We start from the raw sequence: 12,451 nt of genomic DNA on the forward strand, positions 1-12,451 counted from the left end.
GACTCGGGCTGGTCTCAATACTGGACACGATAACCCGGCTTAACCGCTTAACCTGAACCGCCGTATACGGAACCGTACGTACGGTGGTGTGAGAGGACGGCGGATGTAAATCCGCCTCCTACTCGATCTGGAATTCAGTTTTTTCTCCTCTCGCCTTTTTCCAGTCGGACCTTTCTGCGCACCTCTTTGCAGGACTGGCCGATTGGGTGCTGACGACGCCGTCGTTCAGCGGCACCTCTGACCTCGCGCTACCGAGATTCACGGCTACTATTACTGTGCTGCGTCGAATCGTCGCGTTTTTTTGATTTGCTGGTCAGTTTTTAGTTTTCCGTAAGGCCATAAGCCTATAAACTTAACCTTTCGGTCAGCTTTGCACTGTCAACAACAGCCCTTTGTATCGTCAAAAGGGGCTTCTGCAAGACTCGAGATTTTCCAGTACATAATCAGAAGGGCGGACCCCATAACCGCCCAGAGGATGATCCATGTCCAACCGTGATATATCCCGGCGCTCGTTCCTTCAGGGCGGGCTGGTAGCGGGCGTGAGCGTGACGCTCACGCCATTGAGCAGCCAGGCGCTGGCCGCCTTGATGGAAAACAGCGTGACCGTGCCGTCCGAGCAGTGGCTCGGCAACAATGGCAAGGCGCGCGCCCGTAACGATGCCTTGTCCAAGGTCTGCGGCAGCAAGGTCTTTGCCCGCGACATCCGCGCCAAGGACATGCCGGGCTGGCCGCAGCAGCAAGGCCACGCCATGCTGCTGAAAACCATCAAGGCCGACCACATCTTTGCAGGCATCGACCTGTCGTGGCTCGGTGCCGGGTTGCAGCCGGACCGCATCGTCACCGCCGAAGACCTGGTCAAGGACGGTATCGTGTTCCCTGAGGAGCACGCCCCGGATCCGCTGTTGCCGGCCGGCAAGGTGCCGATGTTCATCGGCCACCCGGTGGCGATCCTGATCTGGAACGATTTCGAGCGCTTCCGTCAGGCCAAGAACCAACTCAAATTCAATGACAAGGCAATCCGCTACGGCGATAAAGCGCCGTTTTATGAAGGCGATCCTTACGGCAGCTTCCGCTACGTGCGCGTCGGCGGCGCGACCTCGGCGGACGAAGACGAGTTCGCCAGCCTCAAGGATTCGATCCTGTTCCCGATGCTGAAAAACCGTCGTCCGGTGTGGAACTCCCAGCCGAACCTGCACGGCAACCTGACCGAGCGAGGGTTGTTCTACGCCGAGCGCATGAAGCAGCAGATCGATACGCCGCCGGACAACTGGCTGGTGTTCGACGAGCGCTACAAGACCCCGTCGATCGAGCCGGCCGCCCTGGAGCCGGACAACGGCAACGGCTGGTACGACCCGGCCACCAAGACCCTGCATTTCGTCGTTGCCACCCAGTGTCCGCTGGAAGCGGCGACCGAAACCGCGAAGATGATCGCGCCGTCGCGTTTCGGCCTGGCCAACCTGAACATGCACCCGGGTTACACCGTCGGTTACGGCTCCAAGGACCACAACATTTTCGTCTACTACGCAGCGTTGGCCGCGTTGTACGGCGCCGGTGTGCCGGTGCGCCTGGCCAACGACCGCTACGAGCAGTTCCAGAGCGGCATCAAGCGTCACCCGTTCGACATCCGCTACCAGTTGGCGGTGGACAAGAACGACCACAGCTTCAAGATTTTCCGCTCCGAGATGAGCGTCGACGGTGGTGGGCGAATCAACTACAGCCCGTCGGTGGCTGCGGTGGGCGCCACGGCGGCACAGTCGATCTACTACATGCCGCAGAACGATCTGCAGGTCACGGCTTATCACTCCCGCGCCGTTGAAGCCGGGTCGATGCGTGGCTACGGCACCCTGCAAAGCATGGCGGCGACCGAGATGATGGTCGATGAAATCGCCGATCGCCTGGGTGTCGATGCCATCGAACTGCGCCGCAAGAACGCACTGCGCTCGGGCATGAAAAACACCCAGGGTGCGATCCCGGCCGGTGCCTTGCGCCTGCACGAGATTCTCGACAAGGCGGCCGTCCACGACACCTGGAAAAACCGCGAGGCGATCAAGAAGCAACGCGAAGCCGCCGATCCGGACAACTGGTACGGGGTGGGGTTCGCCATCTGCCAGAAAGACTTCGGCACCGGTTCCGAAGCGCCGATGGCCAGCATTGAATTCACTGCCGAAGGTCGCATCAGCCTGCGCCACATCGGTATCGAAATCGGCACCGGCATGTCCACCTCGCAAGCCATGGTCGTGGCCGACTTCCTTGGTATTCCAGCGCACGAAGTGAAGACCGGCGAAACCGAATGGAAAGAGTTGCAGCTGGTCAGTGGCGGTAACCCGTACATCATGAGCCAGGCCGAGCAGGACAATTTCCTGCGCAACCCACGCTGGGTCGGCAAGGTCGCTTCGGCTTCGTCGGCCACCAACTCGGCGTACTACTTCAGCCACGCCACCCGTGAAGCGGCGCGCGTGCTGTTCAACCACGGCCTGTGGCCGGCGGCGCTGGAGATCTGGCGACAAGGCCCTTACGGAGGTCAGGCCAACCCTTACGTAGTGCGCCGCGAAGACGCCCATTGGGTCGACGGCAAGCTCACGGCCAACGGGATGGAGCCACTGCCATTCGCCATGCTGGCCAAGCGCGTTCACGAGCGTGGCCTGGTGAGTGGCGCCACCGTGCACGGTTTCAACCGCTGGAGCTGGGCCGAGGCCGAGTTCAGCATCGACGGCGTGCGTGAGCGCTTGCCGCTCGACGGCCTGGCGGTGAAGTACGGCGACGGTGCACCGAAGGCGAAGAAGGCGCAGATGAATAGCGCCGGTTTCCATCTGCTGGATCGGCAGGGCATCGCCTACCCGGCGACCCAGCTGAACAACGCGGCGGTGACTTACTACAGCCCGGTCGCGACGCTGGTGGAAGTGAAGGTCAACAAGGGTTCGAACGAAGTGTCGGTGCTCAACCATCACTCGTGGGTCGAGTGCGGTCGGGTGCTGGTGGAAGAACTGGTCAGGGGCCAGCTCGAAGGCGGTATCGCCATGGGCATCGGCCATGCGCTGATGGAAGAGATGCCGCTGTACGAAGGCGGGCCGGGGGAGGGTGACTGGAACTTCAACCGTTACCGCCTGCCGATGGCGCGTCACGTCGCAGTGTGGAAACAGACGGCGGACATCCTGCCGCCACTGTCGCCAAGCGACCCATCCAAGGGTATCGCCGAGGTGGTGATGATCCCGGTGGTCGGTGCCATCGGCAACGCCGTGGCCCATGCCATCGGTAAACGTGTCCGCGACCTGCCTATCACTTCTGCACGCATCAAGGAGGCCCTCAATGGCTAACCGTCCGCTTCAACTGACCCTCAACGGTCAATCCGTCGGCCCGGTGGACATCCCTGATGACCTGCCGATGATCGACTACCTGCACGAGTACAAGAACCTCACCGGCTCGCGCCTGGGCTGCGGCCAGGGCATCTGCCACGCCTGCGTGGTGATCGTCGACAACCCGGACGGCACCAGCGAAGAAGTGCGCACCTGCATCACCGGCGCGCACTATTTCGAAGGCAAGAAGGTTCGGACTATCGAAGGCCATGCGACCCGCGACGAGCAGGGCAAGGTCACCGAGCTGAACCCGATCCAGCAGCGTTTCGTCGATGAATTCGCCTTCCAGTGCAGCTACTGCGCTCCGGGCTTCGTCAATGCCGCAACCGTGCTGGTGGAAAAACTGCAGCGTCAGCCCATCGTCAAAAGCCAGCTGGAAAAAGTCATCGAGGACAGCCTGGGTCATCACATCTGCCGTTGCACCGGGTACGTGCGCTACTACAGCGCCACCCGCAACGTGCTGACCGATCTCGGCCTGGTCAAGGAGGGTTAAGCATGAAGCTTCTACTTAGCCGCCTGGCGTTGGCGGTTGGTCTGGCTGCGCCTGTGGTGGCGGCTCACGCGGATGATGCACAGGCCAAGCAAGGCGAGTACCTCGCCCGCGCCGCCGACTGCATGGCGTGTCATACCGCACCGGGTGGTGCGCCGTACGCGGGCGGCCTGCCGATCGTGTCGCCGTTCGGCACGATCTACGGCACCAACATCACCCCGAGCAAAGAGCACGGCATCGGCCTGTACAGCGATGACGAGTTCTTTGTCGCGCTGACCGAAGGCAAGCGCCGCGATGGCGCGAACCTGTATCCGGCGATGCCCTACACCTCGTATCACCTGATGCCGCGAGCAGATTCCGACGCGATTCATGCCTACCTGAAAACCGTCGAGCCGATCGAGCGCGCTGCGCCGGTCACCAGTCTGAGCTTCCCGTTCAACGTGCGCCTGGGCCTGATGGCCTGGAACATGATGTACGGCAAGGACGTGAAGCTGGAGCCTGCCGAAGGCAAGAGCGAAGCCTGGAAGCGCGGCCAATACATGGTCGACGTGCTGGGTCACTGTGGCGAGTGCCACACCCCACGCGGCTTGCCTGGCGCGATGCAACAGGACAAGCGCATGACCGGTGGCATTCTCAATGGCTATCTGGCACCGAGCCTGCTGGCCACTGACCTGGCGGCCCGTGGCTGGAATCATCAGGACCTGAGCTCGTTCCTCAAGCACGGCATGAGCGCCCAGGGCACGATGTTCAACGAGATGTTCCCGGTGTTCCACAACAGCACCCAGGGCCTCAGCGATCCGGATCTGGCGGCGATGGCGACTTTCTTGCTCGGCGATCAGCCGCCTGCGGCGAAAGTGCTCACCGAAGTGCCGCTGGACAAGCTGAGCCCGAGCGCCCAGCGCGGCCGTCAGGAATATTTGAATGTCTGCGCCGGTTGCCATGCGCCGGGCGGTGAGGGCAAGCCGCACATCGCGGTGGCCATGCGCGGCAACACCACGCTGCGCCTGGAAGATCCGCGCAACCTGGTACGGGTGATCGACGACGGTATCGGTGAGCAGAAGTTCTCCGGTTTCGAACACATGCAACCGATGCCAGGGTTCGCCGCGAAATTGAGCGACGAGCAACTCACGGATCTACTGAACTACCTGCGTCAGGGGTGGGGCGGTCAGCCGAGCGACCTGGCAGTGAACGACGTGCAAAAGTTGCGGGCCGATGCGCCGCCGCTCGAGCACAAGGCCCACTGACATGCAGCATCTCGATCTGCAAGTGATACGCCGGGCGCTGGAGTGGTCGGCGGCCGGACAGCGCATCTGGCTGTGTACGGTGCTGGCCACTTACGGCTCGGCACCGCGCGCACCGGGTTCGCTGCTGGCGGTGAACACGCAGGGGCACTGGATTGGCTCGTTGTCCGGTGGCTGTGTCGAGGAAGACTTTCTGGAGCGCGTCGCCGAGGGCGCGTTTCTGGATCCGGTCAACGTTGTTCGTTACGGCGAAGGCGACGACCCACGCTCGCGCGTCAGCCTGCCATGCGGCGGGGTGCTGGACGTGCTGGTCGAGAAGCTTGATGGCGATTGCGAGGTGCAAGCGCATCTGCGGGAACTGGAGTCGGCGCTGTTGGGCCGGCGTCGGTTGATCCGCGAAGTCGACCTGCAAAGCGGTGCGCGCAGCCTGTTCGATGATCGCGAGCAGGGTGTGCGTATCGAGCGTGAAATCGACCGGGTGCGTGTACGCGTCGGCGCGGCCCAGCGCTTGCTACTGGCGGGGTATTCCAGTGTCGCCCAGGCCTGTGCAGAGTTTGCCGTGGGGCTGGGGTTCGAGGTGATTCTGTGTGACCCGCGGGACGAAGTGCTGGAAGGCGTCGTGCTGGAAAACGTGGAGATTCGTCGCCAACTGCCGTCGGTGTTCATCGCCGACGGCGGCTGTCACAGCGATACGGCGGTGGTGGCGTTGACCCACGACCCACGTATCGATGACCTGGCGATGATGGAGGCTGTTCGCACCGAGGCGTTTTACATCGGTGTGATGGGCTCCATGCAGACCTCGCAAAAGCGCTTCGAGCGCCTGCGGCGCATTGGTGGTCTGGGGGAGGTCGAGTTGGGGCGGATTCACGCGCCGATCGGGCTGAACCTGGGCAGCAAGACACCAGCAGAGATTGCCCTGGCGGTACTGGCGGATATCCTGCGGATTCGCAGCGGTATCGCGCGGGATCGTCTCTAACCCCCCCCCCCAAAACTTGTGGGAGCGAGCTTGCTCGCGATGAGGTCGTAACATCCAACATATTCGTTGGCTGCTAGACCGATATCGCGAGCAGGCTCGCTCCCACAATGTATTGCGTGCCGCTTAGTACCCGAACCTGTCCCGCAATCCGTAATACCAGGCGCCTAGTGCCGCGAACGGGGTACGCAGCATTTGTCCGCCAGGGAACGGGTAGTGTGGCAGGTCGGCAAACGCATCAAAACGCTCGGCCTGGCCGCGTAGCGCTTCGGCCAGGACCTTGCCCGCCAGATGCGTGTAGGTCACGCCGTGGCCGCTACAACCCTGGGAATAGTAGATGTTGTCGCCCAGGCGTCCGACCTGGGGCAGGCGCGACAGGGTCAGCAGGAAATTGCCCGTCCACGCGAAATCGATCTTCACGTCCTTGAGCTGCGGGAATGCCTTGAGCATCTTCGGCCGGATGATCGCTTCGATGTTCGCCGGATCCCGCGCGCCATACACCACGCCACCACCGAAAATCAGGCGCTTGTCGCCGCTGAGGCGGTAGTAGTCGAGCAAGTAATTGCAGTCTTCGACACAGTAATCCTGAGGCAGCAGGGTCTTCGCCAGTTCTTCACCCAGTGGCTCGGTGGTTATCACCTGTGTGCCACAAGGCATCGACTTGGCGGCCAGTTCCGGCACCAGATTGCCCAGGTAAGCGTTGCCGGCGACGATGATGAACTTGGCCCGGACCTTACCCTGCGGCGTGTGCACCACCGGATTCGCGCCGCGCACGATGCGCACAGCGGGCGACTGCTCGTAAATCGTGCCACCCAGGGACTCGACCGCCGCCGCTTCACCCAGTGCCAGGTTAAGCGGATGGATGTGGCCGCCACTCATGTCGAGCATCCCGCCGACGTACTGATCGCAAGCAACCACCTCGCGGATGCGGCGTTGATCCATCAACTCAAGCTGGGTGTGCCCGAAACGCTCCCACAGGCGCTTCTGGGATTCGAGATGCCCCATCTGCTTGGCGGTCATCGCGGCGAACACGCCTCCGTCCTTCAAGTCGCACTGAATGTTGTACCTGGCGACCCGCTCACGAATGATTCGCCCACCCTCGAACGCCATCTGCCCCAGCAATTGGGCCTGCTTGGGACCGATCGTGCGCTCGATGACATCGATATCGCGGCTATAGCTGTTAACGATCTGGCCGCCATTACGCCCGGACGCCCCGAAACCCACCCCGGCGGCTTCGAGCACCGTGACCTTGAAGCCGTTCTCCAGCAGAAACAGGGCAGAGGACAGCCCCGTATAACCGGCGCCAATCACACAGACATCGGTCTCCACGTCATCCTGCAACGCCGGGCGCGGTGGAACCGCATTGGCCGATGCGGCGTAGTAGGATTCTGGGTAGGGAGTGTTAGCCATCCGGCAGCCTCTGTTTAATATATTTTACGAGTGCGTTGATCCTACCCGAGTTGAAAATCGCCCGCCAGCCACCCGGAAAATCTTCTTTGTACCGGCAAAATTAAATATTTTGCATATTCATAGGGTTAGCTCGAAAAAAGGTGTTGACACCCCTCCGGAATTCCGTAGAATGCCGCCTCACAGCAGGCACGTAGCTCAGTTGGTTAGAGCACCACCTTGACATGGTGGGGGTCGTTGGTTCGAGTCCAATCGCGCCTACCAAACAAAATCCGCTCTGCTGGGCGGTCTAGAAGGGCTCACCGAAAGGTGGGCCCTTTTTTGTTGTCTTGGATTTCTTCAGAACGTTGTCCCGTCCTGAATAAGGTTTGCACCTGTTTCAGGGCTAGACAGGGTCATGATTGACGTATGACCCTGCGTCCGGTCAATTGGCTTTGACGATCTCGGGCGGACTCCAGGTTCCCTTGCCAGGCGGCAGGATGGACGGCGCTTCTGTCTTCGGCCAATACAGCCGCATTACCAGGTAGATCAGATCATTCGGTGCCGGCAGCCAGTTGCTTTCCTTGTCTGCGCCGGGCGAATCCTTCTGGATATACAGCGTCAACGAGCCGTCCGCATTCTTCTTCATCTCGGGCAGCATGGGCGAGTTGATCAGGTAGCGATTGATCGGGTTCTTGGTGAGCAGTTGCGTCTTGCCGTCGTACATGGTCACTGACCAGAAGGCGTTTACCGGCGGGAATTGTCCGGCGGGAAGGGTGATGGTGTAGCTGTGCTTGCTGCCGTCAAGCGGCTCGCCATCGGGTAGGGTCTTGGACAGCGGATACGTGGCTTCCTCGGCATCGTTGGCATAAATGCCCGCTTGCGCGACGGCAGCACGCTTCAGCCAGTCGCCGTTGTAGAAGGCGCTGTCGCCGCCGGCACCGACAATGTTCCAGCCGTTGATCTTCGTGCCGAGATTCTTGATCCCTTCCTCGACCTGCGCGTGCCCGGCCTGCATGCCCTGAACCACTGCGGCCTTTTGCTCGGCGGACAGATCCTGGAAGTTGAAGTCCTTGCCGGCGCCAATGCCGATCCGGGCAAGTTTCGCCCGGATCGCCACTTCATCCGGTGCGGCCGGGGCGTACTGCAAGGCAAAGTCGAGATACTTGAAGAAACCGGTCTTTGCGAGGTCCGTGTTGATCTTCGGGAAGTCGATCGCCGGCGCGGCAGGCGGCGCAGGTTGCTTGAGAAAGGCTGATAGCGGCTGTGCCTTGTAGCCTGACTGGACCTTTACCACGTTCGGCAGGTCATCCGGGTTGAAGAGTTGGGTGCGAAAGAGCGCGAAGGGGAATTGCGTGCCGGAACGAAACACCTTCTTGATGCCCGGTGGGGTCGCGCCCTTCCATTCGGGTCCGACTACCATGTAGTCGCCGGCTTCGTTGCCGGTGGCGCGGCTGCCGATGTAACCGTAGTTGTAGGTGCTGCCGTCGATGAGTTGTACCGAGTAGTACCGTGGTTTCTCTACCGCCGGTACCGATAACACCATCGGCTCGCTGCGCAGGTCCATGAATATCATCGAATAGGGCGTGTCGCTGTTTGGTGAAATAACAGCTGTGTCCTTGTAAGTCGCGACATGGTGCAGGCTATGAATCTGGTTGAACGGCGCCTTGAACTGTCCGGAGTTTTTGTCTACGGCGTAGTCGTACATGATCGCGTAGTTCATCACGATGGGCAGGCCGTAGATGTAGCCTTCCGTGGCGATAGCCTTCATTTCAGCGGGAGTGATATCTGCTGCGTGTGTGAAAGTGGATATGAATGACGCCAGCAATATCACCGTACCGCCAAGGGCTCTCGGTAGTGGGTTTTTCATGAACATGCATCTCCATTCGTCAAGCCGGATAAGTGAGTGGATCAACTAACTGCGAATCAGGCGCTAGCGTTTGCTCAAGGCATGAGCTCGCATAACGCACTTTGTTTTATCCAAGGATGCTCACTGCTACAGACAGCGCCTGCTGTAGTGCCAGGCTTAACAATTTCGATGCGCTGAAGGACTTCGTTTTTTTGCTCGTACGGCAAGGAGCATAAAACCCTTGTTAGTACCCAGAATCATTATCGATTTTCAGGGAAACTGACTGTGGAGTTATGTTTAGTTCATGGATTTTCAATCCACAAGTCATTGCGTGTTATTTGCTGAACCTTGCATCCAGCTGGCAATCACTTCGCTGTATTTGAAAGATGAGATGCCCGGATCAGAAAAGCAGTGTCGGGTTATCAAGGCGCGACGATTGCTGAACGGATACCGGATGATTACCGAGTAAATCGTTCAGGTCGTCGCCAGCTTCAGTAGACGTCAGAGGGCAAAGGTCGCTGCGAGGCCATGGTGGCTTTCCTGTGCTCCAGCGATCAGGTGCAGTGGGATGTTCTGCTGTTCTTCAATGGACGGTACTTCGAAGCTCCCTACGATCTGGAGGTGGCGCTCGCTCAGTTCGGTCGACTTTCCTGCTTTTTCCTTGGCCATTCTCGCGTGGTTCATTGCGATTTCGTTGAGCGTTGACACGTTACATCTCCCGGTGACTGACCAAGCGTATCGCTGGAGTCCTTAAGCATTGATTGAATGGCTGCGGCGTCAGAATCCTGTCATTCCGGCGCTGCTACGCGCGATCTTAGCAAGCCTCAAGCCACGGATACGGGCGAATTCATCGTGGTGTTCTGGCAGGCGACGAATGGCGAGCCACTGTGAGTGTTGGCCCGGATTTTTTGTCATTCAGGCGTAAACTAGCGAAGCGACCTCATCAAAAGGAGCCGCCTATGAACACCGATCAAGTGAGCAAGCAGGCACCTGTGGACTCGGCTGTCTGGGATCGATATTTCTGCGCTGCATTGATTGCCGAAAGCAATCTGACTGCTCCGATTGTGGGTGGAGCTACCCACGAGGACAGGCAGAACCTGTTGATCGAGAGGGCCAGAACCCTAGCGGATAAAATGATGCAAAACCGAAGATAACCAGAGCCCAGCCGTCGCGCTGGGCTCTTTGCATGCGAGGTCATGCACCGATGCTGGGGGCGTGCGCGTTGCGGATCAAACGATCAACTCTACCTTGCCGCTCGCCAGGCGATAGATACCGCCCACGATCTTAAGCATGCCTTTGCTCTGCGCATCGGTCAGCAATGGCGAGGCCTGTTTCAGGCTGTTGACCGAGTTTTTGACGTTTTGCACGGTGGCGTTTTCCATCAAGTTCCCGGGCTGCTTGAGTACTGCCTCGACTGCCGACTTGAGTGCGTCAGTCAGTTTCGGGATATGGCCGGGGAAAATCGTCTGATCCTTGACGGCCTTGATGCCGGCCTCGATGGCGCCGCAGCTCTCATGCCCTAGTACGAGAATCAGTGGGGCGCCCAGTACGGCAACTCCGTATTCAAGACTGGCCAGGCCTTCCGGCGTAACGAAGTTGCCCGCGACGCGGATGGCGAAAAGATCGCCGCGCGCGGTGTCGAACGCATATTCCGGGGCGATCCTCGAGTCGGAGCAGCTCAGCACGGCCACGAACGGATTCTGGCCGGACACCAGGGCCTCTCGCTCTGCCTTGAAATCGTGCGTTGTGGAAGTACCGCCTACATATCGTGCATTGCCCTCCATCAGTCTTTTCAACGCCATGTCGGGACTGATTACGTTTTGTGGTTTGGGTGGGGCTGACGCTTTTTCGGCTGCCTGGATGATCTTGCCGGGCAGTGTGCCGGTCAGCAGCAGGGCGCCTGCGCTCAATCCGGCAAGTTGAAGAAAACGACGACGGCCTGTTGTGTTTGAAGCAGAGCTTGAATCACATGATTCACACATGATTTTGTTTACTCAGTTCAATGCGGTGGGAGTGAGTTGCTGTTGGGGCGGGCACTGCCGCGGACGCTCAATACCGGCGCAGTGGAGTCTAGTTGGTCTGTCATATTGTGTTTCGAGCATTGTCGACGGACACCGTGCACACAGCCATTTCATGGACTACTACTGACTGGCTCATACAACTTCGACCTGGCAGGAGTTTCTCGATGCTGACTCACTGGTTTCTGGCGGCGGTTCATCTTCTGGCATTTGCCTTGGGATTCTGGGCGGTGTTGGTTCGGGGCACGGCTTTTCGGCGTTTGGCCGACGGGGCCGCAGAGGTGCGCAGTGTTCTGATGGCGGACAATATCTGGGGAATTTCAGCTGTCGTTCTATTGATCAGTGGGGGGATGCGAGCGTTTGGCGGGTACGAGAAGGGTACGGACTATTACCTGCATCAACCGCTGTTTCATCTGAAGATGACGCTGTTCGTCCTGATCTTGCTGCTGGAAATCGCACCCATGGTGACGCTGATCAAATGGCGGATAGCGCTTGCCCGTAAAGTGACGATCGATACTGGCCGTGCGAAGCTGTTTGCACGGATCAGTCATATCGAGGCGCTGTTGGTACTGCTGATGGTAGTCGCGGCGACGGGCATGGCACGGGGCGTAATGCTTGGTTAACCACGGAGCGAACGCATCCTTCCCTGGGGTAAACCAGAAAAGTCTGACAGCAATAGGGTAAAGCTTGCCGCTAGTATCGGCCCCTAGGGGGTGGGGGGGGTAAATGCGCAGGGCGATGGGATGCTGAATCTTTAGCCAGCCGTGATTCCGGACTGAACGGGCTGGCTACTGACTGCAACAGGATTCAGGATTGCGGCTTTTCCGGGGCGGTCAGGCCGGCCTGAATGCGCTGGTAAATTTCTTCACGATGCACTGCAACGTCCTTCGGGGCGTTGATACCGATCCTGACTTGCTGGCCGCTTACGCCCAGGATGGTGATCGTAATGTCATCACCTATGTTTATGCTTTCACCGACTTTGCGGGTGAGTATCAGCATGGTCTTCTCCTTGATTGCTTTGTGGGGCACCTGATTCGGACAGTGCAGAGGTCGGTGTTATGTATAGATTAGTGCGAAGTCTCGCGGTTTGGGTGCCTCTTTCTGACGCGCAGATGCGGCATTAATTCCCAAGGCGTAACTA

11 protein-coding genes and 1 tRNA gene are annotated in these 12,451 nt (G+C 59.5%); 7 read left to right on the forward strand and 5 right to left on the reverse strand.

Annotated elements, in window-relative coordinates; translation table 11 throughout:
* The first annotated feature begins 482 nt into the window (after positions 1-482).
* Genes KGB07_RS18460 through KGB07_RS18475 form a run of 4 tightly spaced genes read left to right on the forward strand, consistent with a single transcriptional unit; the run spans position 483 to position 6,060 of the window.
* Positions 483-3,314 carry a xanthine dehydrogenase family protein molybdopterin-binding subunit gene (locus KGB07_RS18460; RefSeq protein ID WP_223466162.1) on the forward strand — a complete coding sequence of 944 codons (2,832 nt, stop codon included), beginning with the start codon at positions 483-485 and terminating at the stop codon, positions 3,312-3,314.
* The gene (locus tag KGB07_RS18465) at positions 3,307-3,846 is read left to right on the forward strand and encodes a (2Fe-2S)-binding protein (protein WP_007982256.1); all 540 of its coding nucleotides are present in this window, start codon (positions 3,307-3,309) and stop codon (positions 3,844-3,846) included. The genes KGB07_RS18460 and KGB07_RS18465 overlap by 8 nt, the downstream gene beginning before the upstream one ends.
* 2 nt (positions 3,847-3,848) lie before the next feature.
* Entirely contained in the window at positions 3,849-5,087 is a 1,239-nt protein-coding gene (locus KGB07_RS18470) for a cytochrome c (protein WP_046041604.1), read from the forward strand.
* Position 5,088: 1 nt separating this feature from the next.
* Complete coding sequence (locus tag KGB07_RS18475) at positions 5,089-6,060, forward strand: XdhC family protein (protein ID WP_046041603.1); 972 nt, start codon at positions 5,089-5,091, stop codon at positions 6,058-6,060.
* Positions 6,061-6,183: 123 nt separating this feature from the next.
* Here KGB07_RS18475 and KGB07_RS18480 read toward each other — a convergent pair whose 3' ends face one another.
* A complete protein-coding gene (locus tag KGB07_RS18480) occupies positions 6,184-7,467 on the reverse strand; it encodes an NAD(P)/FAD-dependent oxidoreductase (RefSeq protein ID WP_046041602.1) in 1,284 nt (427 codons plus the stop codon).
* Positions 7,468-7,651: 184 nt separating this feature from the next.
* Between KGB07_RS18480 and KGB07_RS18485 the strand changes: the two genes are divergently transcribed.
* Positions 7,652-7,728 (forward strand) — tRNA-Val (locus KGB07_RS18485).
* Positions 7,729-7,888: 160 nt separating this feature from the next.
* Here KGB07_RS18485 and KGB07_RS18490 read toward each other — a convergent pair.
* Together KGB07_RS18490 and KGB07_RS18495 are read right to left on the reverse strand one after the other, a co-directional pair.
* Complete coding sequence (locus tag KGB07_RS18490; RefSeq protein WP_223466227.1) at positions 7,889-9,313, reverse strand: DUF1254 domain-containing protein; 1,425 nt, start codon at positions 9,311-9,313, stop codon at positions 7,889-7,891.
* Between the two features lie 480 nt (positions 9,314-9,793).
* Positions 9,794-10,000, reverse strand: a complete 207-nt coding sequence (locus KGB07_RS18495) for a hypothetical protein (protein ID WP_046041601.1) — start codon at positions 9,998-10,000, stop codon at positions 9,794-9,796.
* A gap of 251 nt (positions 10,001-10,251) precedes the next feature.
* Between KGB07_RS18495 and KGB07_RS18500 the strand changes: the two genes are divergently transcribed.
* Positions 10,252-10,446, forward strand: a complete 195-nt coding sequence (locus tag KGB07_RS18500) for a hypothetical protein (protein WP_046041600.1) — start codon at positions 10,252-10,254, stop codon at positions 10,444-10,446.
* Positions 10,447-10,521: 75 nt separating this feature from the next.
* Here KGB07_RS18500 and KGB07_RS18505 read toward each other — a convergent pair whose 3' ends face one another.
* Positions 10,522-11,274, reverse strand: a complete 753-nt coding sequence (locus KGB07_RS18505) for a carbonic anhydrase (RefSeq protein WP_223466164.1) — start codon at positions 11,272-11,274, stop codon at positions 10,522-10,524.
* Positions 11,275-11,477: 203 nt separating this feature from the next.
* On the opposite strand from KGB07_RS18505, the gene KGB07_RS18510 reads away from it, so the two are divergent.
* A complete protein-coding gene (locus KGB07_RS18510; RefSeq protein ID WP_223466165.1) occupies positions 11,478-11,933 on the forward strand; it encodes a DUF2214 family protein in 456 nt (151 codons plus the stop codon).
* Between the two features lie 184 nt (positions 11,934-12,117).
* Here the strand turns inward: KGB07_RS18510 and csrA are convergent, their stop codons facing one another.
* Complete coding sequence (gene csrA, locus KGB07_RS18515; RefSeq protein ID WP_007975691.1) at positions 12,118-12,309, reverse strand: carbon storage regulator CsrA; 192 nt, start codon at positions 12,307-12,309, stop codon at positions 12,118-12,120.
* Positions 12,310-12,451 lie beyond the last annotated feature (142 nt).

The sequence above is a fragment of the Pseudomonas sp. GL-RE-26 genome (assembly GCF_019956275.1).
Classification (GTDB): Bacteria; Pseudomonadota; Gammaproteobacteria; order Pseudomonadales; family Pseudomonadaceae; genus Aquipseudomonas; species Aquipseudomonas grandcourensis.